At 43.0% G+C, this 25,785-nt stretch carries 23 protein-coding genes and 1 pseudogene; 10 read left to right on the forward strand and 14 right to left on the reverse strand.

All coding sequences use genetic code 11. The features are described from left to right. Position 1: 1 nt before the first annotated feature. From I8748_RS07765 to I8748_RS35630, 3 genes are all read right to left on the reverse strand, one after another. Positions 2-1,540, reverse strand: coding sequence for an amidohydrolase family protein (locus I8748_RS07765; RefSeq protein WP_198124052.1), 1,539 nt, complete (start codon positions 1,538-1,540; stop codon positions 2-4). Between the two features lie 325 nt (positions 1,541-1,865). After that, positions 1,866-3,230 carry an LLM class flavin-dependent oxidoreductase gene (locus I8748_RS07770; protein WP_198124053.1) on the reverse strand — a complete coding sequence of 455 codons (1,365 nt, stop codon included), beginning with the start codon at positions 3,228-3,230 and terminating at the stop codon, positions 1,866-1,868. Positions 3,231-3,860: 630 nt separating this feature from the next. Next, positions 3,861-3,995: a hypothetical protein gene (locus I8748_RS35630; protein ID WP_263975723.1), complete on the reverse strand. Its 135-nt coding sequence runs from the start codon at positions 3,993-3,995 to the stop codon at positions 3,861-3,863. A gap of 113 nt (positions 3,996-4,108) precedes the next feature. On the opposite strand from I8748_RS35630, the gene I8748_RS07775 reads away from it, so the two are divergent. Beyond that, positions 4,109-5,311 (forward strand): argininosuccinate synthase, encoded by a 1,203-nt coding sequence (locus I8748_RS07775; RefSeq protein ID WP_198124054.1) that lies wholly within the window; start codon positions 4,109-4,111, stop codon positions 5,309-5,311. 134 nt (positions 5,312-5,445) lie between these two features. On the opposite strand, the gene I8748_RS07780 is transcribed toward I8748_RS07775, so the two are convergent. Beyond that, positions 5,446-6,075, reverse strand: coding sequence for a DedA family protein (locus I8748_RS07780; RefSeq protein ID WP_096558443.1), 630 nt, complete (start codon positions 6,073-6,075; stop codon positions 5,446-5,448). Between the two features lie 472 nt (positions 6,076-6,547). Between I8748_RS07780 and I8748_RS07785 the strand changes: the two genes are divergently transcribed. Further along, on the forward strand, positions 6,548-6,901 hold the full coding sequence (locus tag I8748_RS07785) for an STAS domain-containing protein (protein WP_096560279.1): 354 nt from the start codon (positions 6,548-6,550) through the stop codon (positions 6,899-6,901). A gap of 701 nt (positions 6,902-7,602) precedes the next feature. Here the strand turns inward: I8748_RS07785 and I8748_RS07790 are convergent. Beyond that, the gene (locus I8748_RS07790; RefSeq protein WP_096558442.1) at positions 7,603-8,163 is read right to left on the reverse strand and encodes an Npun_F5560 family protein; all 561 of its coding nucleotides are present in this window, start codon (positions 8,161-8,163) and stop codon (positions 7,603-7,605) included. 202 nt (positions 8,164-8,365) lie between these two features. Then, positions 8,366-8,692, reverse strand: coding sequence for a 30S ribosomal protein S6 (gene rpsF / locus I8748_RS07795; RefSeq protein ID WP_198124055.1), 327 nt, complete (start codon positions 8,690-8,692; stop codon positions 8,366-8,368). Between the two features lie 713 nt (positions 8,693-9,405). On the opposite strand from rpsF, the gene I8748_RS07800 reads away from it, so the two are divergent. Then, positions 9,406-10,179 (forward strand): fumarylacetoacetate hydrolase family protein, encoded by a 774-nt coding sequence (locus I8748_RS07800; protein ID WP_198124056.1) that lies wholly within the window; start codon positions 9,406-9,408, stop codon positions 10,177-10,179. A 2-nt stretch (positions 10,180-10,181) separates the two neighbouring features. Here I8748_RS07800 and I8748_RS07805 read toward each other — a convergent pair whose 3' ends face one another. Continuing rightward, a complete protein-coding gene (locus I8748_RS07805) occupies positions 10,182-10,658 on the reverse strand; it encodes a Tic20 family protein (protein ID WP_198124057.1) in 477 nt (158 codons plus the stop codon). Between the two features lie 187 nt (positions 10,659-10,845). Further along, the gene (locus tag I8748_RS07810; RefSeq protein ID WP_198124058.1) at positions 10,846-11,043 is read right to left on the reverse strand and encodes a hypothetical protein; all 198 of its coding nucleotides are present in this window, start codon (positions 11,041-11,043) and stop codon (positions 10,846-10,848) included. 643 nt (positions 11,044-11,686) lie between these two features. Here I8748_RS07810 and glyA point away from each other — a divergent pair. Beyond that, a complete protein-coding gene (gene glyA / locus I8748_RS07815; protein ID WP_198124059.1) occupies positions 11,687-12,970 on the forward strand; it encodes a serine hydroxymethyltransferase in 1,284 nt (427 codons plus the stop codon). 217 nt (positions 12,971-13,187) lie between these two features. After that, positions 13,188-14,438 carry a competence/damage-inducible protein A gene (locus I8748_RS07820; protein ID WP_198124060.1) on the forward strand — a complete coding sequence of 417 codons (1,251 nt, stop codon included), beginning with the start codon at positions 13,188-13,190 and terminating at the stop codon, positions 14,436-14,438. Between the two features lie 114 nt (positions 14,439-14,552). On the opposite strand, the gene I8748_RS07825 is transcribed toward I8748_RS07820, so the two are convergent. Beyond that, on the reverse strand, positions 14,553-14,792 hold the full coding sequence (locus I8748_RS07825; RefSeq protein WP_198124061.1) for a hypothetical protein: 240 nt from the start codon (positions 14,790-14,792) through the stop codon (positions 14,553-14,555). 113 nt (positions 14,793-14,905) lie between these two features. Here I8748_RS07825 and I8748_RS07830 point away from each other — a divergent pair, with 113 nt between their 5' ends. Then, on the forward strand, positions 14,906-15,136 hold the full coding sequence (locus I8748_RS07830; RefSeq protein WP_198124062.1) for a helix-turn-helix domain-containing protein: 231 nt from the start codon (positions 14,906-14,908) through the stop codon (positions 15,134-15,136). Between the two features lie 350 nt (positions 15,137-15,486). Beyond that, a complete protein-coding gene (locus tag I8748_RS07835; RefSeq protein ID WP_198124063.1) occupies positions 15,487-16,281 on the forward strand; it encodes an LmeA family phospholipid-binding protein in 795 nt (264 codons plus the stop codon). A gap of 52 nt (positions 16,282-16,333) precedes the next feature. On the opposite strand, the gene I8748_RS07840 is transcribed toward I8748_RS07835, so the two are convergent. Continuing rightward, positions 16,334-16,741: a bifunctional diaminohydroxyphosphoribosylaminopyrimidine deaminase/5-amino-6-(5-phosphoribosylamino)uracil reductase RibD gene (locus tag I8748_RS07840; protein WP_198124064.1), complete on the reverse strand. Its 408-nt coding sequence runs from the start codon at positions 16,739-16,741 to the stop codon at positions 16,334-16,336. Positions 16,742-17,057: 316 nt separating this feature from the next. On the opposite strand from I8748_RS07840, the gene I8748_RS07845 reads away from it, so the two are divergent. Then, positions 17,058-17,807, forward strand: coding sequence for a PEP-CTERM sorting domain-containing protein (locus tag I8748_RS07845; RefSeq protein ID WP_225896353.1), 750 nt, complete (start codon positions 17,058-17,060; stop codon positions 17,805-17,807). 198 nt (positions 17,808-18,005) lie between these two features. On the opposite strand, the gene I8748_RS07850 is transcribed toward I8748_RS07845, so the two are convergent. Beyond that, entirely contained in the window at positions 18,006-18,365 is a 360-nt protein-coding gene (locus I8748_RS07850) for a hypothetical protein (RefSeq protein WP_198124066.1), read from the reverse strand. Positions 18,366-18,467: 102 nt separating this feature from the next. Here I8748_RS07850 and I8748_RS07855 point away from each other — a divergent pair, with 102 nt between their 5' ends. Then, positions 18,468-20,555: a PAS domain-containing sensor histidine kinase gene (locus I8748_RS07855; protein WP_198124067.1), complete on the forward strand. Its 2,088-nt coding sequence runs from the start codon at positions 18,468-18,470 to the stop codon at positions 20,553-20,555. 146 nt (positions 20,556-20,701) lie between these two features. Here I8748_RS07855 and I8748_RS07860 read toward each other — a convergent pair whose 3' ends face one another. After that, entirely contained in the window at positions 20,702-21,106 is a 405-nt protein-coding gene (locus I8748_RS07860; RefSeq protein ID WP_198124068.1) for a fasciclin domain-containing protein, read from the reverse strand. Positions 21,107-21,463: 357 nt separating this feature from the next. Next, a complete protein-coding gene (locus I8748_RS07865; protein WP_198124069.1) occupies positions 21,464-24,478 on the reverse strand; it encodes a UPF0182 family protein in 3,015 nt (1,004 codons plus the stop codon). Positions 24,479-24,626: 148 nt separating this feature from the next. On the opposite strand from I8748_RS07865, the gene I8748_RS07870 reads away from it, so the two are divergent. Further along, on the forward strand, positions 24,627-25,070 hold the full coding sequence (locus I8748_RS07870) for a cyclic nucleotide-binding domain-containing protein (RefSeq protein ID WP_198124070.1): 444 nt from the start codon (positions 24,627-24,629) through the stop codon (positions 25,068-25,070). A gap of 60 nt (positions 25,071-25,130) precedes the next feature. On the opposite strand, the pseudogene I8748_RS07875 reads toward I8748_RS07870, so the two are convergent. Beyond that, positions 25,131-25,785, reverse strand: a pseudogene (locus I8748_RS07875) (cobyrinate a,c-diamide synthase); the annotation flags it as partial.

A 25,785-nucleotide genomic window follows, 5' to 3' on the forward strand; every position in this document is an offset into this window, starting at 1 on the left:
TTTACGCTACTACTAAGCTCTTATCGACTTGTGAAGATTCGATGTTAGCTACCTTGGATTCAATGGCTGTACCCTTGAAGAAGTCGGGGTTGGCTTGGGTATAAAACTTGTAAGGATTAGCGAATACATAGGACTTGAAGTCCGCTTCGGAAATCACGCCTTCTTTCACTAGATCCCAACTTTCAGCCAAGGGGGAGGTGAGGTCGGGTACATCCCAGTGACCAACATCTGAAGAATAAATGGCGTTGATCTTGACACCCAACGGATTGGCTTTATCGTTGAATGCTGCGGCGATAGTGCGGTCGTCGGACTCGGAACCAAAGAAGAAACTGTTCACCCAGCGATCGCGGATGTCTTCGATTGTTTCAATACCTGCGGCTGCAAAATCTTCCAATTCGCTACCAATAGGCGCACGGCTATGACGGCTAAATGAAGAACCTAGTACAGTCTTGGTTAATTCTTCTTTGCCGAGGGAATACCCTTGAGTAATTTCGCCACCGAAGCGTTCAAACAGCTCGAACAACTCATCAGAATTTGTCAATGCTGGGTTGTAATTTTGCAGTGCTTTGATATTGCGCTTGGAGAAGCGATCTACTAAATGAATGTAGACGTGGGCACCCCAATCTGAACCACCTTCAAGCATGGCTACACGCAATTGTGGAAAACGCTTGGTAACACCGCCAAAGAACAAGGCTTTCGCAAATGCTTGTGAACCATCGGCGAAGTGACCGATGTGGTTGTTCATGTAGTTACTGATGGAAGAGCGTCCAGTCCAACCTTGACTGCCGTAATGAGTAGTAATAGGTACGCCTAATTCGACGGCCTTAGCCCAGAAAGGATCGTAGTCGTATTCACTATCCAACCCGTAGAAGTCTATATAAGAAGCATACTTGGCGATTTCAGAGTATTTATCTGCTGGATATTTTTCCGCGATCGCTTTAATTGGACGTTTTACGCCACCAGGAATATTAGCTACTTTTAGCCCCAGTACTTTCACGGCAAACTCTAACTCTTCAATGGCTTCTTGAGGAGTATTCATCAAGATGCCAGCTACCGGTGTCAGGCGATCGCTATATTTACGATAAATATCAGCATGATAGTGATTAACTGCACGTTGCAGTGCTTGACGGTTCTCTGGGCTTGCTCCAGTCGGTGCTAGGACATTGTTGGGAAACAGCACCGAATAGTCTGATCCTTGCTCTGCCTGACGCTCATAGAGTAGTGCAGGAAGGGTATAAGTAGCAAGATCCAAGGTGTTACGGGTAACTCTAGCCCACCAAGGCGATCGAATTGTGCGGTTGTATTGACGTTCTTCAGGAGTTTGTTGATACCAGTCCTTACCCCCTACTTTAGAGTTCAGACGAGAAGCTTCTGTCTTACGTAATTCATCCACGAGTTTTGCACCGCCATAGTTAGCGATGTAATCCTCAAGAGCCGGCGTGAAATCGTTGGTGTGAACGTCAGTATCGATTACTGGATAATCAAGGGTTGCTCTGACTGCGGCGGATGGTGAGGTCTTCAATCGGCTATATTCAGTCATGTTTTTTTCCTTTAAAAAATCACACTTTTTTCCAAGCATCTAATGCTGCTAGTGGTTATCCTTTGTCATTGGTGAGCCAGTGTGGTCTTGGGCGTTTCCTCCATGAACAACTGGCGAATCCGAAGGGTCATTTGTCCTTTGTAAATACAAATGACTAATGACAACGATTTTCAAGTTCTGTAGGGCGGTGATCTACAGAAAGTGGGCTTTAACAGGTATGTATTAAGCATCCGTGAAAAATTTTTCAGGCTGGCACATTGCTGATTTGTTATGGCTGATAATTTTTCATGTCTGCATATCTCTTTGGCAGATATGAAAAGTTTATTTACGCCAAAACCAACCTCTCATCTACTTGTTTAGCGGCAAAGCGATTGCCTGGACGGCGCAGCCCCAGGTTTTCACGCAAGGTACTGCCTTCATATTCGGTACGGAATAGTCCACGTTTCTGGAGGACGGGAACGACTAAGTTAACGAAGTCATCTAATCCTGTCGGTAGAATTGGCGGCATGATATTAAAGCCGTCTGCTGCATCGTTGTTAAACCAGTCCTCTAGCTGGTCGGCAATGGTTTCGGGAGTACCAAGTATGGTGCGATGACCTCGGGCTGTAGCAAGAGACAGATACAACTGGCGCAGCGTCAGAGTACCACGAGTTGCCAAATCTCTAACTAGTTTGAGGCGACTCTTATTGGTGTTGGTGTCGCTGGGTAATTCGGGTGCAACATCATCTAGAGAATATTTCGACAGATCGACACCTTTGTAATAGTTCTTCAAAATACCCCAGGCTACATCGGGATGAATCAATGATTGCAGGAATTCATACTTCTCTTGAGCTTCTTCTTCGGTACGTCCAATGATAGGGAAAGCGCCAGGCATGATTTTGAGATCGTCTGGGGAACGTCCATATTCCGCCAGCCTGCCTTTAACATCAGCATAAAATTCTTGGGCATCAGCTAGGGTTTGATTGGCAGTGAAAATTACTTCGGCAGTACGGGCAGCTAAGTCCCGTCCGGCTTCGGAAGCTCCAGCCTGAACAATTACTGGGTAGCCCTGGGGCGGACGACCAACGTTCAAAGGCCCTTTGACAGAAAAATGTTTACCTTTGTGGTTGAGTACGTGCAATTTATTTGGGTCGAAATAGATACCAGATTCTTTATCACGGATAAAGGCATCGTCTTCCCAGCTATCCCATAGTCCTTTTACCACTTCCACAAACTCTTCAGCTCGCTCGTAACGTTGGCTATGTTCTGGGTGATGCTCTAAGCCGAAATTAAGAGCAGCATTCTCATTACCTGTAGTGACTACATTCCACCCGGCCCGACCGTTACTTAGGTAGTCCAAGGAGGCAAACTTACGTGCAAGGGTGTAGGGTTGTTCATAGGTAGTCGAGGCGGTAGCAATAAAGCCAATGTTTTGGGTTACTGAGGACAAGGCTGAGAAGAGGGTAACTGGCTCAAAATGGGCAAGCTTACCATTGCGTTTCTGAGTTTCTGGAGCGCCGCCCCAAACTCCTGGGCTGTCGGCCAAAAAAACTGCATCGAACAAGCCGCGTTCGGCTGTCTGGGTAATTTCCTTGTAATGCTCGAAATTCAGACCCGCATCTGCTTGTGAATCAGGGTGACGCCAGGCGGAAACATGATGTCCTGTGGCTTGAATAAATGCACCTAAACGAAACTTGCCTTTTTTGCTCATATGCTTTTTTCTCTATAGGAATGCTTTCCTGGCAACTAAACTTGTTTGTAGGAATCTAACTAATTGCTTTACAAGCAATGAAATAACCAAATTTTCAGTCAGGCCAATACCACAGCAGCACTAGTAGTTCACCACGCAAATTTTGACTCTTGGAGACCGGGGAAAGGGAAAAGGGGAAAGGGAAAGAAATTAAAAACATGCGCCCCTTTTCCCCTTACCCAATCCCTGTGCCTGTCAAAATCTTTTTGGCAGGCTACTAGTATCCCTAGTGCTTGGCACTCGAATTTTCATAAATTTTGTAGCAATCTTTTTCAGTAGATCGAGTTTACACAATACATCCAAAAAAAGATGTACTGAAGATCACAATTACATGTAGTACTAATTGTTAGTTTCTCAAATATTAAGTATTACAAAGTAAATAATGGCTGGTCACACAGTATTAGGATTTAAGCAAAAAACCTATTAAGTTCTCTAGGACTGAGGCACATTGTCATAAATTTTGAGTTGAGGCAGTCAATAGTCAATAGTTAATAGTCCAAAAAAGCTTGATTTTTAACTATTGGGGGATGCCCCTCATTAAAAAAACCCCCACCTGATCAGTGGGGGATAATTCAATCAGGATTTCTCTTATTAGTAAAAATGTACTATATACAGTAGCAGATAGCAAGTGATGTCTAACAACAAGCTGCTAGCTTTTTTCTGGTGTTTCCACCACAACGCTACAGCACTAGCGATCGCTATTTTTTGCAAAAAATAATTAAACACACTGGTCAATTCAACTAAAAAACCTGTGGGGTGGGGGTTTGGGGTTTATTTACGAAGTGTATTAGTTAGATATAATAATGACTCATTCTTTGTTTTCCTAACTGGAGAAACCAATGGGTCGCGCCAAAAAGGTTGTCCTGGCATATTCTGGCGGTGTAGATACCTCAGTTTGTATTCCTTACCTCAAACATGAGTGGGGTGTAGAAGAAGTAATCACACTAGCAGCAGATTTAGGTCAGGGAGATGAATTAGAGCCAATTCGAGAAAAAGCTCTCAAATCAGGTGCAAGTGAATCCCTGGTGGCGGATGTGAAAGATAGCTTCGTTAAAGATTACGCCTTTGGAGCGATTCAAGCTAATGCCCTCTACGAAAATCGCTATCCCCTAGGAACTGCCCTTGCCCGGCCGCTAATTGCCAAAATATTAGTAGAAACTGCCGAAAAATACGGTGCTGATGCCATTGCTCATGGTTGTACTGGCAAAGGCAACGATCAGGTACGCTTTGACGTGTCCTGCGCCGCGCTAAATCCCCATCTCAAAATACTCGCACCAGCGCGAGAATGGGGGATGAGTCGTGAGGAAACCATTGCCTACGGTGAAAAATTTGGCATTCCAGCGCCTGTTAAAAAATCTTCTCCCTACAGCATTGATAAGAATTTACTTGGTCGTAGCATCGAAGCTGGTGTACTAGAAGATCCAGCAGCAGAACCACCAGAAGAAATTTATCAGATGACCAAAGCGATCGCTTATACTCCCAACGATCCAGAGTATATCGAAATTGGTTTCAATAGAGGTATTCCCACCACAATCAACGGTATAGCCAAAAACCCAGTTGAACTCATTGAACAACTCAATCAAGTGGTAGGAAATCATGGCATTGGGCGGATTGATATGATAGAAAACCGCTTGGTGGGAATCAAATCGCGGGAAATATACGAATCGCCCGCTATGTTAGTGCTAATTCAAGCACATCGGGATTTAGAAAGTTTGACTTTAACAGCAGATGTTAGCCATTACAAGCGCGGTATTGAAGAAACTTACACCCAAATAGTCTACAACGGTCTATGGTACAGTCCACTCAAAAGCGCACTGGATGCCTTTATTCAAAAGACACAAGAGCGAGTATCAGGAACCGTAAGAGTAAAACTTTTTAAGGGTAACGCCTCCATAGTCGGGCGTTGGAGCGACAATTCACTTTATAGCCCTGATTTGGCAACCTACGGCGCCGAAGACCAATTTGACCATAAGGCAGCAGAAGGCTTTATCTACGTTTGGGGGCTACCGACTCGTATTTGGGCACAGCAAGCTGGAAATTAAATGTTTATAGTTAGGAGTTTATAGTTAGGAGTTTATAGTTACAAATACGAGCAGTAAAAGTTCCAGGAAGTTATTTTCAGCTTAACTCCTAACTCCTAACTCCTAACTCCTAACTCCTAACTCCTAACTCTCAACTACTCGCCTGCTGTACGCTTAACTTGGCGGGCTTCTAACCACAGAGGAACAACAATCAAGACCACGAGGATTAGCAAGGCAGCGATCGCAAATTGACTAACCCAGGCAACTAATTGTTCTAAAGAGATTACTCTGCCAGCAAAGAAAGCTAATGTCACCATCACACTAGCCCAAGTGGCTGCTCCTGCTAAGTTATACAAAAAGAATTTTTTAAAGGGCATTTCAGCTATCCCAGCCAGTGGGGCAGCAAAAACTCGCAGTAATGCGAAAAATCGACCAAAAAATACTGCTTTAGCAGCGTTTTGACTAAATTGTTCTTTAATATTTAGCAATCTTTCTTCAGAAATCCGAAATAGTTTGCCTACTTGCAGCAAGAAAGACCAGCCGCCAAGTTTACCAATCCAATAGCCGATAGCACCGCCGATGACAGCACCTGCAACGGCATCACTCAGAACTAACCAGTAACTTAGTTCATGACTACCAGCTAGAAATCCGCCTACTAACGTCACAGTTTCACCAGGAAGGGGAATGCCCAAGTTTTCTAGCAAAATTCCCAAAAAAATTGCCCAGTAACCATACTGATGGGCAAAATCCTGGATGTTTTCTAGTGAAATCAGATCGAGAGACATCCCGCACCGCCGCCTTTACAATTTTTTACTTTTTTATATCTTGACTCGGTTGTGACTAGGGTGTCAATCAAGCCGCTACATAGAGATCATAGTCTATAACTTAAGTTATAGTTAACATTTATTATTTATTACCTATTGAGTATTGACTATTAACTGCTCAACAGTTAATACCACATGCACATAATTGTAGTAACAATACAAAAAGTTTTTATAAAAAATTTATAAAAATGCCAGTTAAATATAAAAATCTTGTAAAAGATATCTTTGATACTAAAATTCTTAGGCGTTTATGCCTATATTTATGGAAGCTAACATAAATTATACGGCATAAATACTGAAGCAAGCCGTTTCAACTACTTCGCTTTTAATTCTCAAATATGTGAATAATGCAGTAGTTTTGACAGTTTAATTGCGGCAATATATATGCCAAATTTTTGTTTTTGTTGAGTGCTTCAACTACCTGGTTAAATACATGACTATCTCACAAGAATTGCAAGTGGTTTTATTCAAGCCCCAAGGAAGCATAGACTTGGAGGGTGGTATAGCTTTGAGCGAAGAGATGGCTAAAACAGTACCCCAGCCTCATCAACTCTGGGTTATTGATTTGGCAGAGGTAGATTTTATGGATAGTTCTGGATTAGTTCCACTGGTTAAAGGTTTAACAACTGCGCGTCAAAGTGGTTGTCGCTTAGTTCTTTGCAACGTGAAAGCCCCTGTACGGTTAATTTTAGAACTCACTCAACTGGACTCGGTATTTGAAATTTTTAATACTTACGATGATATTGTTAATACGGTTAAGGATAACAATTTAGTACTAGCCAGCTAATTTTTGGGTTGATAGAGATTGTTTGTACTGCTAAAAGCAGAAAACATTTCTGTTTTTTACCTAGTCTTAACTTACTGTTAAAAGTAATGGCGTTCTAGTGCTAGCAGGCTCAATTTAGTGATCGCAAAAATAATAGTCTCAGATCCAACAATAGCTTTGTAGTGCAGCAGTAAGAATCACAGATAAATAATCTGGCTGTAAAGCGCTGGTGCAATAAAAAATGGCCGAAGCAGGTCAATGCAAAATTAATTTATTTGCAACCTAAATTGCACCAAGTATCTATTCAGACAGAATTCAAAAATACTCACTACAGCTAATGTCCAGTGTGTTACCCTGCTCGGTAGAGTCATATATCCTTTGCCTAACTGTTATTGTACAGCAAAGTGCTGAGTGCTGTAAAACCTTCTGCAAAAAGCCGCAGATTGCAGCCACTGCATTGATGCTAGCGAAGCGCGATAGCGACGTAGGAGCGTCGGTAGCGCGATATCGACCCTCTCTGTGCCTGTCAAACCGTAGGTTTAAATTGGTTGTGAGTCAATTCGTCATCACCCAAAAATTCATCCCACACCGCCGCAACGAACGCGGATGTGGAGCTTGTTTTTGATTTAGCTAAGGCTGTATTTGTAGAAATAGATAGTATCTTTTGCGTTTGCCAACTTCATGGCTAAAACTATGCTTTTAGCATTAAGCAACTTGTAGCTTTATGCATTTTGTACAGTAGAAATATGACTTTGGCCAGATGCTGGGCGAGGAAAGTTTGGCAAGTCAATACCACTATGACTAGCAGTACGGGTTTTTAGTGCCAAACGATAACTCACACTCTGTAGTTCTGCCTGGAGTTGGCGATTTTCCCGTTGTAGTGTTGCCACTTTTTCTCTCACAGGGATCATGCGTTCCTCAAACTTACGGCGATAAATTTGAGGTAACTCCTGTACTACTTGCTCCAACATCCGACTGCGATCCGTTAGTTCTTGTACTGACTGCCGTAGTTGGTAAATTTCAGCATCACGAGTAGTAATTTGTTCTTGATAGAACGTAACTTGCTGCTCAACAGCTTGTAATTGTTCTCGCAATGCCTGCAACTGACTTAGATCAATATCAGGCTCAGCTCGCTGGGGCATAAAATTAGTATTGCCCTTCACTAGCCGGAAGAGTTCTTGAGAAAGCTGTTGCACTAATTGATCACGAAGCTGCAACTCTTGCCGCAGTTGCGAGACTTCTGTAGAGAGAGCTTGGATGTCGGGTGTGTCAGTTTGGCTCACAGTGGCTTACAGCTCCCATTAACGAATCTTGTGAAATCTTAGGTATGACTGCGATAGTACTGCTTTAGGGAAGTACTTGTTAATCTAGCATTCCCAACCAAATCAAAAAAAAGTCAAAGGTAAAAATTTTTTTGGACTAATTTACTCATTACTGAGTGTTGAAGTTCTAAAACCTCAACACTCAGCACTATTTGCTTACAAATTAAGCGGTTACGGCAACTTTGTCTGTTTTTTCTTCAGGTAGTTCTTGCTTAATTGTAAGATAGCGAATCACTTCTTCGCTTAAACGCATTGCACGTTCCATAGGAGCAATAGCAGATCCAGGGCCAGAGTAGTTCATCTGGATATAGATGCCGTCCCGCTGTTTTTTAATTTCATAAGCCAGACGACGCTTGCCGCGATTTTGAATTTGAATATCTTCGGCACCTTGTTCTTTGAGCAAGTTCTGGTATTTGGCAATTGCTTGCTCTACCTGTTCGTCTCCTAAATCAGGACGCAGAATGTATATTGTTTCGTAAACTGTGGACATGATTTTAAGTCTCCTTATGGACAGAGAGGCTGCTGATGTTAGTTTATACAAAAATTTCGATAGGAAATACTAGTATTACTCAACATCTGAAGCAACAAGGAACTATAATCTTACCAGTTTTCAATTTGAATCATTAGCTAAATGTGCCAAAATTCGCTCACATCTTTAATGAAAAACTCCACCCAAAAAGGAATGGAGTTTCGCGCCACTTTCAATGAGCAGCTGCTTTAGGGGCAACCAAGAACGCAGCTAACCCACCCTGCCTACAGCCTACCCCAAGGATCAGTCGGTTTCCCGTTCCCCAAGAACTGCCAATTTCAAGAGCAAACCGCGAGTCTTCTTTTGTTGGAGACGCTACGCATCAGCTCAAGCAAAGGCAAATACCCAAAGCAGAAACCTGATCAATAGCACCGCAAAAGCTTCTACGGACTTGTTTTAAAAGTCAAAATATAGTTTTTAGTGAATGGCAAATTGATGAAGCTTAAAACTTACGTAAAACTAAACTTTGTAGCGGCAATTTATAAATTGCCGCTGGGTGAAAATAAATATTTCGGCTCTTATTGACGTCACTCCTAAATCTATTAGCATAGCTTTTGGCTATGCTTGCAAGTAGAGCCTATTGCTGTTTCTTTGGCTCAAACCTCTACCACTGACTGAAGATTGCTACCCACTAACGGCTTTTCATCGCAGACAAAAGGATATTAATCAAGCTTATGGCGCAGCGCTATGTGCGAGTTCAAAATCTAGAAGGAAAGGTTTACTATGGGTTGCTACAACTATCCCTTAATGTACAGGTGCTAGATGCTCCACCCTGGTTGCAAGGACAACCCACAGATTTAATTTTAACCCCAGAAAACTACCAAATTCTTCCTCCCTGCGCTCCCTCTAAAATTGTGGCAGTGGGCAAGAACTATGCAGACCATGCAGCAGAAATGGGAACTCCTGTGCCAAGTGAACCATTAATCTTTCTGAAGCCACCGACATCAATTATCGCCTCTGAAACAGAAATTAAGTATCCTCCCCAATCGCAACGGGTAGACTACGAAGGGGAGTTAGCACTAGTAATTGGCGATCGCGCCTGTAACTGCACGCCAGAAGAAGCTCAAACTAAAATTTGGGGCTACACCATCGCCAATGATGTGACAGCACGGGATTTACAACAAAAAGATGGTCAATGGACTAGAGCCAAAGGTTTTGATACTTTCTGTCCTCTAGGGCCTTGGATTGTCCGAGAATTAAATCCCGGAGCTAGGTTGCAGACTTTTGTCAATGACGATACCAACCCTATGCAATCTGCATGTATCGATCAGATGGTGTTTTCTCCAGATCTTTTAGTGTCCTATATTAGTCAAGTTATGACCTTGCTACCAGGGGATGTAGTACTAACGGGTACGCCGGAAGGTGTTGGCTCATTGCAACGAGGCGATCGCGTCCGTATCGAAATTGAAGGTATCGGTCGCCTAGAAAACACCGTAGCAATCAGTTAAAACTAGCGCACTTGCATATACACTGCATCAGAAATTGCCGGAATTTCTGCATAACGCCCCAGTATTGACTGGACGGCGGAAAATGCAACTGCTACTACAATGCCCAGAAAAATCGTTGTGGATAGAGTTTGGATAGCAAAACCACCACCTGGTACCAGTCCAACAACATCAGTGAGGATACTAAACAAGAAGATAATTATGTCCAATAAGATTGCTTGCATGGTGTTAAAACGAATAAAGTGACTGATTTTTTCGTTTCTCACCACTAAAAGCCACAAAGCAAAGAAAATAATCATTCCTGCATAGCGCACACGCCTGTAGTATGACCACAAAATCAGAATTGGCGCAAAAATCACTGCCAATGGAGGAAACTGGTCTAGTAAAAAAAAGCCAAAAGTGATTACCTCTACTAAAGGCAGCAGGTAAGGTAAACAAGCAAAAATTCGGTCAGAAATAGTTGTAGACCCGCGCCAAGTCATTGTACGTTCTCCTGTGGCTAAATTTCGAGAGTTACTTGAGCTTAGGATAACGCAGTTGCTTAGTGTTGCTAAACTGTTATGCTTTTAAATTGCACGTTGACTTTAGCAGATTGCTGAGTGTTGACGGTTAACACTCAACGATGAAAAGGGTGCGGCGTAACGGGTGTGGCGTGTGGGGAACCCCATGCTATTTGATGTTCGCAATGCGAAAGCCCATGATACACTCGTACTGGTCTGGCTGTTGTTCAGTGAGTTTAGCAATGGCTTGACCACAACGAAGTTGTCCCCCACGCCAACGCGGATGACCACTTTTGTCAGCGAGTAAACAAGACTGGCATACTTGCTCAGGGGCAATGATTTGATCGCCTGTTAAAATGACTAGCATCCAATCCCTCCTGTAAATCCTCATTAGCTACCCGCATTTGTCCAAAAGAGGATAGGTTTGGTAGACACCCAAAGAGCGTTTGAAGGCAGGGTGGGCGCGCAGCGCATGATAAACTATTGTAATTTTTGATTGCGGAAGATGCTCAAAAGCATCCTTAGCAATTTCTTTGGCAAAAATGAGGGTTATCAAAAAATCAACTAATGAACCTTAATTTATTGTATGTTGTGTATCTAATGAGTGAGTACTTTAGTAAAAACTCATACATACATTTTTACATCAAGATTTAGCAAGGATAACCAACAATAACCATTGCGTACCTCATAGGCTAGGACTGGGGAGCTTTCAAAGCAGGGGAAGCTGGCGGATTTTACCTCAATGCTCAATGACAGCATTGCTACAACGAAGGAAACCTCCACAATGCACTACCTCCCCCATGCCCAATTTCCAATTTTCAATTCCCAATTCCCCAACAGAAGTTTATGATGGTTAACACATTAATCAGGCTGGTATCTAATAATAAATAAATCAGCATCAGTAACCATCAATGCTCAGCAATCAAAAAAATGTTTGACTTTGAACTATTACTGAGATGCTGCATTCAGTCCAAATCAAAATTTGTACAAATTTTTACAAGGATAGTTAAGTGGCTAAGACTAACTCAGACATTCTTGCCGACTCCGATCGCGCGATCGCGGAATTACTTAACCAAGAACTTCAGCGTCAACGCGACCACTTGGAGTTAATTGCTAGTGAAAACTTTACCTCTGCTGCTGTACTAGCTGCTCAAGGTTCGGTACTAACAAATAAATATGCTGAGGGATTGCCTGGTAAACGCTACTATGGCGGTTGTGAATTTATCGACAAAGTAGAGCAAATAGCGATCGACCGTGCTAAACAGCTATTTGGTGCTGCTCATGCCAATGTCCAACCCCATTCTGGCGCACAGGCTAATTTTGCAGTGTTTCTCACACTACTAGAACCAGGTGACACCATCATGGGCATGGATTTGTCTCACGGAGGACATCTCACCCACGGTTCGCCTGTAAATGTATCAGGTAAGTGGTTTCAAGTTCGCCATTACGGTGTTAGCCAACAAACAGAACAACTCGATTATGACCAAATTCGGGAGCTGGCGTTGAGGGAGCGTCCTAAGCTTTTGATTTGTGGTTATTCGGCTTATCCTCGGATCATTGATTTTGAAAAGTTTCGTAGCATTGCTGATGAAGTAGGTGCTTACTTACTAGCAGATATTGCTCACATCGCTGGTTTAGTTGCCAGTGGTCTTCATCCCGACCCGATTCCCTATTGTGATGTAGTCACTACAACTACCCATAAAACTCTACGCGGCCCTCGCGGTGGTTTAATTTTGACCCGTGATAGTGAACTTGGTAAAAAGCTGGATAAATCAGTTTTCCCTGGTACTCAAGGTGGGCCTTTAGAACATGTGATTGCTGCCAAGGCAGTAGCTTTTGGCGAAGCACTCAAGCCAGAGTTTAAGACCTATTCTGCTCAAGTGATTGAAAATGCCCGTGCTTTGGCAAATCAACTACAAAACCGCGGTTTAAAATTGGTATCTGATGGCACTGATAACCATTTAATGCTGGTGGATTTACGGTCTATTGGACTGACTGGTAAGCAAGCGGATCAACTGGTGAGTGGTGTAAATATTACAGCAAATAAAAATACTGTTCCCTTTGATCCACAGTCCCCATTTGTGACTAGCGGTCTGAGGTTGGGTTCTCCGGCAATGACCACAAGAGGCCTAGGAGTTGCAGAATTTACCGAAATTGGTAATATTATTGCCGATCGCCTGCTTTCTCCTGATTCTGATACGGTAGCAGCTGATTGTCGGCGCAGAGTCGCAGCATTGTGCGATCGCTTCCCCTTGTATCCTCACCTAGAGATTCCAGTACCAGCGTTAGCATAAGGAATTTGGTATTAGGTATTGGGTATTGGGAATTGGGTATTAGGAAAAAATACCGTTTGATGAATTAATATTTTTCCCAGTCCCCATTGCCCCTAATCCCCACTCCCTTCGGTCGTGGGGGGCCCGAGTTCCCCAGTCCCCATTGCCCCTAATCCCCACTCCCTTCGGTCGTGGGGGGCCCGAGTTCCCCAGTCCCCAGTCCCCATTCCCTAATCCAATGAGTGCAGAAATTATTTGTGTTGGTACTGAACTGCTGCTAGGAGATATCCTCAATAGTAATGCTCAATTTCTGGCGCAACAATTAGCGCAATTAGGCATTCCCCACTACTATCAAACTGTGGTGGGGGATAACGTGGAACGATTGAAGCAAGTTATTGAAATTGCTACATCAAGAGCGCAAATTCTCATTTTCACTGGTGGTCTGGGGCCAACGCCGGATGATCTCACCTGCGAAACCATCGCTGATTTTTTTGGTGTTCCTTTGGTAGAACGTCCGGAAATTATTGAAGATATAGCTCAAAAATTTGCAGGGCGCGGTCGGGTGATGACTCCCAGTAACCGCAAGCAAGCTTTGATTCCTCAAGGTGCAGAAATTTTACCTAACCCCACTGGCACAGCACCCGGTATCATCTGGCAACCGCGTCCGGAAATCACAATTTTCACGTTTCCCGGTGTTCCATCAGAAATGCACCGGATGTGGCAAGAAACAGCAGTACCTTTTCTCCAAAATCAAGGCTGGGGTAAAGAAATTATTTATAGCCGGAGTTTAAGGTTTTGGGGTATTGGTGAATCTGCTTTGGCAGAAAAAGTTACTGCCTATCTGAATTTGCCTAACCCCACGGTAGCGCCTTATGCAGGTAAGGGTGAAGTCAGACTACGAATTTCTGCTAAAGCTAGTTCAGAACAGGCAGCAGAAGCTTTAATTACACCGATTGAGAAACAAATCAAAGATATTGCTGGATTGGATTATTACGGTGCAGATGATGAAACTCTTGCTGCTGTGGTCGGTCAACTGTTACGAGTATCAAAAGAAACTCTTTCAGTTGCAGAATCTTGCACTGGTGGCGGATTAGGACAAATGTTGACCGAGATTTCTGGTAGTTCTGATTACTTTTGGGGTGGGGTAATTTCTTATGACAACTCGGTCAAAGTCAGACTATTAGGGGTAAACCCAGAAGACCTAGATAAATTTGGGGCAGTGAGTGCTACTGTTGCAGAACAAATGGCTGTTGGAGTGAAAACGCGCCTGTTAACTACTTGGGGATTGAGTATAACTGGTATTGCTGGCCCAACTGGGGGAACAGACACCAAGCCGGTGGGTTTAGTTTACATCGGTTTAGCTGGGCCAAACGACGAAGTGGCAAGTTTTGAGTATCGGTTTGGGACAATGCGGGGACGTGCTTTAATTCGCCATGTGAGCGCAAATGCAGCCTTGGATTTGCTCCGACGGCGGTTGTTAACTAGGTAATTTAGTTGCAATGCTGCTTGCTTAAGAAAGATTGCGATCGCTCTTGGTAGGCAATTTTATCACTTCAAAAAGCGATCGCTTCGCCAACTCCAAGGGCGATCGCGCCCTTTGTATTCAGTCCACGGTAACTTGTTTGACAGTGATACTCATCACTTCTTTGTGTTCACTGTTGGGTGCAACTTGTGGCTTACTCCAAGCTGTTACTTCTGCAAAGCCAAGGCGATGCAGCCAGTAAATAATGCTATTGATGCCTCGATTAGAACCAATTAGCAAAATTTTTACGCTTTCACGGTTTGGTGAAGATGAGGAAGGATTATTAAAGTCTGGTGTATTAGAGATAAATTCATCAGCCATTGAGGTATACCTTGTTCTCAGATAATGTACCTGATTGCGTACATATTTAGTGTACATCATGTACGCGATCAGGTACATTTACTTGCTTTTAATTCCCTGACAAAATCTAAATAATGGGAAAAGCAGGTAAAGCACTTAAGCAAGTATTAGAAACTTACGAAATCAGCCAGAATCAGCTAGCTGTGACAATGGGTATAGCAAGGTCTAGTATTAACGGTTGGGTAAACCAGACTAGATCACCAACATCTGATGCAATATTAGAAATTCGCAAAGGTTTACAAAAAATTAACTCACAAGCCGCAGAGGAATTTATCAGGCTTTACCTGAGTGAAGATGAATCTTGAGCAAGCATAAAAAAAGCAGGTAAAGTACTTAAGCAAGTATGAGAAACTTACGAAATCAGCCAGAATCAGCTAGCTGTGACAATAGGTATAGCAAGATCTAGTATTAACGGTTGGGTAAACCAGACTAGATCACCATGAGCGTGGTTTGAATCCCCGTCTATAATTCTCCCAATCCCCAGTCCCCAACTCAAGTATTCCCATAACTCATTTTTAAGTAAAATAAGACACAGTTGATGTTTGATCATCAGCTATTCTAGGCTTGCCCATTAAGACAATCAATCTTCAGAGGCTTGCTGTATTATTCACAATTTGTTACAAAAGTACAAAGAACTTCTAGAGACCCAAACCAAATGTTCGGCGGACTTACTGGTTTAACAGATCCAAAAGGCACAGACTGGGGGGAGCGGATGCTCAATACAGTCGCCAGCCAAACGATTCGCCACCTGTTTACCCAAAGCGAGTCAGTAGAAGTCTTTGTGCGCTGCTATCCCTCCAGCAAACTGTTGCAAGGCAGCATTGATAGCTTCAAAATGAGCGGTCGTGGCTTGGTCATTCGTAGAGAATTCGCAGTGGAGGAGATGTCTTTTGAAACCGATGCAGTTGCCATTGACTTTGGAGCAGTATTGAGTGGCAAACTGAGTCTCAAGCAACCCACTCAAGCGATCGCTCAAGTAATTTTATCAGAAGCAGGCATTAACCAAGCCTTCAATGCGGAATTGGTGAAAAAGCGCCTTGTGAACCTCACTGTACCTGAATTGACGGCATTATCGGGTGGTAAACCAATCTCTTTTACAGAGGTTCAGGTACAACTCTTGCCAGAAAATCGTCTGCGGATTTTGGCAAAAGCAGATTTAGACAATGGCGAACTGATACCGCTGAGTATGACCCTAACCATAGCTGTGGAACGGCGGCGGCGGATTTCCTTCAAAGACCCTCAAATTGAACTAGATCTTGTACCAGAAGCCCAACGAGAAATATCCCAAACTTTGAGTATGGCACTGGCGGAAATTTTAGATAATATGGTCGATTTGGATCGCTTTGACCTGGATGGGGTGAAAATGCGACTCAATCGTTTAGAAACTGAGGGTGAAAAATTAATTTTCAGTGGATATGCTGAAATTGAGCGTATTCCACGTACTCCTTAAAATAACAATTTCCTAAGTGCAATTCCTTCGGGTCGTGTACTTAATATCATCTCTAATGAATGAGGTAGGGACTGAGGTCTTGTTCTGCTTGTGCGGACATCAGCCCTACTGTTACAGGTATTCCTGCCGCTTTTAATATATCTATGCCTCTGCCTTGATTTCGCGGATCGCAGTCCACTAATGCCACGTACACAGCCCCAATTTTTCTCTCAACCAATGCTAGGGCACAAGAAGGAGTTCTTCCGTGGAACGAACAAGGCTCCAGAGTGACAAAAGCTGTAACATCAGACAGTTCGCCTTCGACCTGACTCAGCGCCATGACTTCCGCATGGTGTTTACCAGGAGCATTAGTATATCCGCGAGCAATTATACTGCCAGCCTGCACTGGAACACAGCCTACAGGAGGATTGGGCAAGCATTGGGGTAAGGCTTTTCGCCCTTCAATCAGAGCTTGCTCCATAAAATGCTTTAATAAATCGTTGAACATTAATTACCGTAGCGGAATTTTTTAAACTGCGATCGCTATTATCAATCTCAACTTAACCTTAATCCTTAATCTGACCAATTCGGTAAGTCAAAACTTAAAAGTCAATTACAGTGTAAATTCAAGCCAGGGAAGTTTACTGAGTGTGCCAGTTGTCAGTGTGGAATGTGGCTTATTGTTTCTCGTAAATCTTTATGAGAACCTATCGTAGTAATAAATCAATCATACCGTAAATCTTCTGAAGACTATACAGAACAAGCTTAGTTCTGCGGTATTTTTATAGGTTCAAAAAATGAAAATGTTTGCTTCAACATCTAGGTTACTAGATGCAATTCTTGCTGTCGCTGTTGTAATTCCTTTGTCTGTGACTGGGATATTTAGCTTTGCTGATTCTGCAAAAGCAGAATCATTGATTGGTGATTTTCAGCTAAGTAATGGTTTTACTACTTCGCCTTCTATAGCAAGTAGCTTAGTTGAATTATCAGCAACATCCTTAATTTTCTCTCCGCAGCCAGTCACACCAATTTCGCTTTCGGCTCAGACAGGAAATTTCTTAGCTTTCAACACAGCTAATATAGGTAATATTATCAGTTTTTCTCCTTTATCTGCCGATAATCCTTTTCTTGACTTTGGTCAAACTCTTATACCTGGTATTGTTCAGTCTTCAGCTGATACTGCCTCAATCACAGATGGGATTAATATATTTACTTTGAAGTCTGCAAGTTACGCACTCAAACAAAGCGGTCAAAACATAGCTGTAGATGTTGCACTTGATGGATTCTTTAGTAGTGGTGATGAAACAAAATCACAAGGTGCCGGAAACTTAACTTTCCAAATCAACAATGCCCAAGTTGCTAATGTTGAGTCAATTCTCAGTAGCGGCGGTTCAGTTAAGAATTTAGCTTTCTCTGGTGGTTTATTCACTACTACTTCCATTCCTGAACCAGCTACACTATTAGGCTTAGGTATGGTCGGTGGAGTAATGGCTATGTCTCGCCGTCGTAAGAATCAGGATAATACGATAAACATAGCCGAAATGTAAATACATTGGCTTTGGTTGTTACCTCAGATGACAGCCCAATTATGATCTGCTGCACTTAGATAACTATTCATAAGATAATGTCTGGGAAGTATCAAACATTCTGTAATACTTCCCAGTCATTCGCAATATTTTTTACAGATAATAAAAATTTCAAGCTTTTCAAGATTTATTTGTTTTTTTGTTCTTCCTCAAATTCAGCTAATATCTGCTGAATTTTTTCTGCTGCAATATCTTCCTGAGTTGAGCGATCGCTCTTTGGACTCGACAATTTGTGTTCCCAAGTGGAAGCTTTGAGTTCAAAGCATGAATGATGAGGCTTTGAGGTGGAGCGATCGCCCTTTTAACTCCACAATTTGTGTTCCCAAGTGCAAGCTTCGAGTTCAAAGCATGAACAATGAGGCTTTGAGGTGGAGCGATCGCCTTTCTAACTCCACAAGTCATCTGACAATGTGCAATCTTCGAGTTCACAGCAGGAGCGATGGCTTGTTGAACTTGACAAATTATATTTCCAGATGCCACCTGCGACTGAGACACCAACAATTTTTGATCATGTAACATCAAAAATTTGCCATCATAGAGTATAACCGTATTGGCTAATAGACTCAAATGGCAAAACTTAAGATTTGATGTTGAGTGCCAAGAAGCGGAGCCGAAATAGAGATGACTGAAGCGAAAGCAACAATTGGCAACAACTTCTTTGCTAAAAGTGGCGAGATGGTAGCAATGATGCGATCGCTCGATTGGTCACAAACGCCTCTAGGCTCGGTTAAAACTTGGTCGCCTAGCTTAAAAACAGCCGTTAGCATTGTTCAAGCTGCGGTTTTACCCATGTACATTGCTTGGGGCAGAGACTACATTCAAATTTATAACGATGCCTACAGTACCATCTTAGGGCCATGCAAACACCCAACAGCTTTAGGCAGAAGTATGCGCGAGACTTTCGCTGAAATTTGGCAGGTCATTGGGTCGATTTTTGAGCAGGTGATGTCAAAGGGTGAGGCGATTTGCCAAGAAAATCAGCTGTTGTTCGTGGAGCGTAATGGCAATCTGCAAGAGTGTTACTTTACCTTTTCCTACAGTCCGATTCACGATGAAACAGGGAAAGTAGGAGGCATTTTAGCGACGGTGATTGAAACTACAGCGCAGGTGTTGAGTGAACGTCGTATAGAAATGCTGCGTGGGGTGAGCGCAAATACGGCAAAGACTGGTGACATGAGCCAACAGCATCACCAGTTGGCACAAGCAGCGTTGCGTGAAAGTGAAGCTTGCTTTCGCCACATGACTGATACCGCTCCGGTGCTAGTCTGGATGTCTGGTAATGATAAGCTTTGTTACTACTTTAATAAACCTTGGCTAGACTTTACCGGGCGGACTTTAGAGCAAGAGATGGGGAATGGGTGGACTGAGGGAGTTTACCCCGATGATTTTCAGCATTGCTTAGACACCTACACCAACGCCTTCGATGCTCGACAAAATTTTCAAATGGAATATCGCCTCAAACGCTTTGATGGCGAATACCGTTGGATTTTCGATACTGGTGTACCTCGGTTGACACTTACAGGGGAGTTTCTCGGCTATATCGGCTCGTGTGTTGATATCCATGATCGCAAGCTAGCAGAAGATGCCCTACGTGCTAGCGAGGAACAATACCGGATTTTAACCGAAGTGTCACCCTTAGTAATTTGGATGGCAAACAGCGATGGTCATATCACGTATTGTAATCAGTACTGGTTAGACTACACTGGGCTGACGATGGCACAGACCGTTGGCGAAGGCTGTACCTCGGTCATTCATCCCGATGATCGCGATCGGGTTTTGCACACTTGGCAGCAAGCTGTGATTCAAGCTACCAACTACGAGGTAGAACTCCGCTACCGCCGTGCTGCCGATGGTGTCTATCATTGGTATATTGCAAGGGGTTTACCGATTCAAGATGCCGCAGGAGTAATTATCAAGTGGGTAGGTATTGCTAGCGACATTCATGAACGCAAGCAAGCAGAAACTGCCATGCAACAACTCAATGAGATTTTAGAGCAACGGATACAAGAGCGGACAGCCCAGCTAGAAGCTGCTAACAAAGAGCTAGAATCATTTTCCTATTCAGTTTCTCACGACTTGATAGCACCGTTTCGCAACATTAGCGGATTTGTAGAATTGCTTCACAAGCGGCTGAACGTAACCAGCTTAGATGAAACGAGCCAGCGATATTTAAAAGCGATCGCCCAAACAGCAAAACAGGCAGGCATACTAATCGAGGAGTTACTGACATTTTCCCGTATGGGGCGCACCGAAATGCGCTATGTCACCCTGAATATGGAACAACTCGTGCAAGAAGTGCAATGTGATTTGCTCACAGAAACCAAAGGACGCATAATCAATTGGCATATCCAATCACTACCCCAGGTACAGGGCGACCCTTCCATGCTGCGGCTTGTGCTTCGCAATTTGATGTCTAATGCTGTTAAATATACTCAGACTCGCACTTTAACAGAAATCACCATTGGCAGTATCGACCATGAAGACGAAGTTGTCTTTTTTGTGCGAGATAACGGCGTTGGTTTTAATATGCAATATGTGCATAAGCTGTTTGGAGTATTTCAACGCCTGCATAGCGATGCCCAATTTGAAGGAACGGGCGTTGGGTTAGCAAACGTACAGCGCATTATTTATCGACATAACGGTCGAGTTTGGGCAGAAGGTGTTGTTGGCAGTGGAGCCACGTTTTATTTTTCATTACCCAAGCTGTAAAGGGAATGGGAAATAGGGAATAGGGAATGGGGTCAAGTGAGCAGTAGGCGATATTAGATCCTGACGGACGCATCTAAAAAGTAGTAGGACAGCAACTAATTTTAATCGCTGTCCTACAAATGCGCTCTTAACTATTTGAGGTTGTCTTAGGCAGGAATCAATACCGTGTCAATAACATGAATCACACCGTTATCAGCTTCAACATCTGGTGTAACAACAGTAGCGTCATTTACTTTCACACCACCATTAGATGCGTCAATTTTGACGCTGCTTCCTTCAACAGTTGGAGCTGAGTCCAAATTGACCACATCTGCTGCCCGGACTTTACCTGAAACAACATGATAAGTCAGGATTTTCGTCAGTTGTGGAATGTCCTGAAGCAGTGAGTCTACTGTCCCTGCGGGTAGCTTAGAAAATGCCTCATCAGTGGGTGCAAAGACCGTAAATGGCCCAGGACTCTTGAGGGTATCCACTAAGCCAGCAGCTTTTACTGCTGCCACTAAGGTCTTAAAGGAACCAGCACTAACGGCAGTATCAACGATGTCAGCCATATATTTGAAAAATTGCTGTATATTTCATTACAAAAATATACTTTTGTTCATATAATTACTATCTACCCTGAGATAGGTTAAGTTCTGTTAATGACTTGATGAGAACAGTAGCAAATTTAATCATGACTAGAATTTACGCATTGACAAAATACACAAATAATGCATTAAAATAAATAAGCAAAAACAGGCGATCGCTGCACCAACGTCTTCTTGTTCAAAGACGCTACCGCGAACGACGAACGCTAATTAAGCTATTTGGAGATCGAAGACGATGAATAGACTCTTTCTCCTGCAACTTCCCCAGCTTGCCCTAGGGATGGGATAAGTCTTTTTTTACTCCCTCATCCCCCTATCTCCCTATCTCCCTATCCCCCCATCTTCCTCCACAGGGCGAATAATCGCCGGGGCTGGTGTCACTTCTGGTTTAAAGATTGCTTGCAATGCTTGTTCTAAGGTTTGGGCCATGACGATGCGATTTTCGTAAGCCACGACTACCCGCACTAAGGTTGGTAAACTGTTTTGGGTGGCTTCTAGATAAATTGGCTCGACATATAGTAAGGATTGCTCAATAGGAATTACCAACAGATTGCCCTGAATTGCTCTTGAACCTTGGCGATTCCACAAGGAAATTTGCTGAGAAATCACTGGGTCTTGGTTAATTCGTGCTTCTATTTGTTCTGGGCCATATACTAGGCGTTCCTTGGGAAAAATATACAGCAACAACTTACCGTAGTTATAGCCATCCGATCGCGCTGCTAACCAAGCGATTAAATTAGTCCGCTGTTTGGGTGTGTATGGTAAAAGTAGGAGAAATTCTTCAAAGGGTACGGTGGGAAGGCTAGTAATTATGTAATATGGCTCTACAGGACGGGCTTCACTGCCATAAATTTCATTGGGAATCTGCCATTGGTCTTCCCGGTTGTAAAATACTTGGGGGTCGGTCATGTGGTATGTCATCAACCGCTCAGACTGAATATTGAAGAAGTCTACTGGATAGCGGATATGGTTGCGGAGGGCAACTGGCATGGTAGTGAGGGGTTTGAACAAATTAGGAAAGATGGCTGACCAAGTAGCAATGATGGGATCTCTGACATCGGCAATATAAAAATTAACAGTGCCGTTATATGCATCAATTACTACCTTTACGGAGTTCCTAATGTAGTTAATGTCTTCGCTACCAGTGTCTGAGTAAGGATAGCGATCGCTTGTGGTGTAAGCATCTATCATCCAGTAGATATAGTTTTTCCTGCCTGGAAATTCTTGATTCTTGGTATCATAATTACTATTGGCAGCTACCAGATAGGGGTCGCTATCGTAGCGTAGAAAAGGTGCGATCGCTTGAATTCTTTGCTTGATATTCCGCCTAAACAATACTTTCGTCTCTGGCAAAAAATCCCGTGTGAGTGCCATTTGCCAATCTTTCAAATACATGGCAAATAGCCATCGTCGCCACAGAAAATCGATTTTTACACCACCGCGACCATCGTAGGTATTGTAAACATTATCGCTGCCACTGGGATAGTCTAGTTCCCTCGCTTTTGTGCCAGTCATTACATATGTATTAGTAATTTCCCCATAATAAAGTCGGGGTTGCCCAATGGGAATGCTTTGACGAACGGCAACACTTGAGGTAGTTAGGGCGGTATTATTGCCACTAATGTCTTTGACAAAATATTCTGGTAGTCCTCCCGGCCCGACTGTATTCACTGGACTCATAGTAAAACCGTAGCCGTGAGTATAAATGAGATGGCCGTTTACCCAAGTCTGAGCCTGTTGAGGTACGGCAGTGTAATCTAATTCTCGTGCAGAAATCAATACCTGCCGTTTTTCTGTGGCGTTAGCCGGTTGTGAAAGCTTTTCGGGAGTACTTGGTGTGGGTGCTGTTTGTTCTGTTTCTAAAGTGTAGCGGTCAATATCGGCATCGGGAAAGCGGTAATATGGTCGAATTTGTTGCAGTTGTCGATTAGTTTCTAACAACGGTCGCTCATCCCAAAGTCGAATATTGCGAATTGTCAAATCATTTTTTTGAATATCAGCTTCAGTCAGTGTTCCTTGCGGGTTGAATATTTTAGCATCAATGGCATCTAAATCGAATGCCTGCCGAGTTAAAGCAATAGTACGCTGAATATATGGTTGCTCGCGTTGCAATTCATTAGGTTCGACAATTAAATATTGCACCGCAGCGGGTAAAATCAAGCCAGCTGCTACAACCAGTAGTAAGTAAATACCTAACCCATAAAATGTTAATTGTCGATACTGAGACTTGGGTCGCCAGAGTAATGTTCGCCATAGCAGGTAGAATGCGATCGCGACTGCCAAAACACACAAAACGGTGTAAGCTGGCAATTGTGCAGTTACGTCGGTATAACTAGCGCCATAACTCACACCACGAGTAGAATAAACCAACTCATAACGACTCAGGCAATAGCTCAAAGCTACCACCAGCATCAAACAACCCCCCATTCCGTATAAATGGCGCTGCTGTTCTTGCGAAAACCCTGGAAAAATTCCCTGGCTGAGACTGTCTGCTGACAACAGATAGATGAGGCTAACGGCAATGAAGCTATATAAACATAATCCCATCAACCAAAGTTCTAATAGTTGCCAAAAAGGCAATGAAAATACGTAAAAGCTGATATCTTGATTAAATAAAGGATCAGATTGATTGAAAGGAAGGTGGTGGAAGTATAGCAGCACCTTAGCCCAGTATTGAGAGAAGATGAACCCAAACCCAACGCAGAACAAAATTGCGATCGCCAAGAGCAAAAATTGGGGATAAATTAGGATAGCGATCGCTATCCCCACAAGCAAACCCAAATACCAAATTGGTGAGACAATCTCTATTAAAAGTTGCCAAATAGCTTCCGGTCGAAATAGTACGGGAACAGCTAGATGAGCCTGACTAACTGGAGAATGCCAATATGAAAGGAAAATTCTACCGTAGTGAGCCAGCATTAACCCTACCAACAAGCTTAATACCAAAACTAGCGGTGACAGCCAGTGCAACTTTAACGGTTGAATACCTGCGGTATCAGGTGTACGAACATCATCGGGTTGTGAATAACGAGGACTGAGAAATTTTTTTAGTTCCCTGCTAAATCCTACTTCTTCACGCCTAACTTCCTCAATCTTCAAAGACTTAGGATACTTTAGCCGTTGTGCCAAAGCCAGGTTTCCTAGCATATAGGCAGCAGTTATAGTAGTTACCACTACCCATAAAATACCCTTAGAGACTACCCTCAGCAGAAAGACTTGCAGGTAGCCGACTTCCTCAAACCAGAAAATTTCTGCTCCTAGGTGGGAAACTAGATCTAAGACTAGCCACAGCCCCAGGAATACTATAAATAGTCGCAAGTACCATTTCCTGAACATTATACTTTGGGAATTGGGAATGGGGAATTGGGAATTGGGAATTCCCCAATTATCGGTTAATATGGCTAATCGCGCTCTCACTCATCTGATAGTTGATTTTTGCTCACTTAAATATTTGATATTGTTAATGTGTAACTTTTAACAGATTATGCTCAGCAGCGTTGACCGTTTATTATTTGTGCGGCGAGTCCCGATTTTTAAAGAATTGCGGGATGATTTTATTGTACGACTGACTTCAGTGATGCATGAGTTGTCATTTCCTGCTAACTACACCATCTTTAGACAGGGAGAAGAAGGGCGATCGCTATACATAGTCGTGTCAGGTCGAGTTAAAGTTCATATTGGGGATAAAAAACTCGCAGAAGTAGACCGTGGAAAATACTTTGGTGAAATGGCAGTATTTGATACTCAACCTCGTTCTGCCTCTGCCACTACTTTAGAACCTTGCGAATTTTTGGAACTGACGCAAGAGCAACTTTATGATGCAATTGAAGAAACTCCTGAAATTGCGGTAAATATCATTCGTGAATTATCTCGTTTGATTCGCAGATTGAATGAAAACATTCATGTGACAACCTCTCAAGAGCATTAATTTTTATTAACAAGACTTGCAAATAATTACATTTCATCTATCTTAATTACGAATTACGAATTACGAATTATTAAGACATTGCTGAATAAACCGCTGTGGAATCTCTACACTTGCTCCCCAGTGCAAATGAATATAAGAAGCGTGAACATTTACAGGTAATGCCCATCCTTCATATCCCATATTTTCGTCACAATCGTAGCGGTAAGTTGCAAACAGAGGTTGATTAGAAGTTGAGATTAATCGGGAACGATGAAATTCATGGCCGTAAATATTTCTACCTGTTGGTACTAACAAACTATTTTGCAAAGCTACTGCACGACGATAACCTAAAGTTAAGCGTTTATCCATGACAGCAGATGTCGGTAGCACTCCCACCATCGGCCAAGGTTTACCCTCAAAATCGATAATTTGCTCACACAAATACATTAATCCGCCACACTCGGCAATTGTAGGCATTCCTGCAAGAATTGCTGTTTTGATAGCATTACGGGCGCTAGTATTTTCTGCTAGTTGCTGGGCAAAGACTTCTGGAAAACCACCACCAAAATACATTCCCTGCACACCTGGTGGTAATTCATTATCTGCTAGCGGACTCCAGAAAACTAATTCTGCACCCAATTGTTGCAGTAAATCGAGATTGTCTTGGTAATAAAAATTAAAAGCGCGATCGCGGGCAATGGCAATCTTGACTGGGGAGATGGGGGGATGAGGGGAT

Source organism: Amazonocrinis nigriterrae CENA67, assembly GCF_016056305.1.
Lineage (GTDB): Bacteria > Cyanobacteriota > Cyanobacteriia > Cyanobacteriales > Nostocaceae > Amazonocrinis > Amazonocrinis nigriterrae.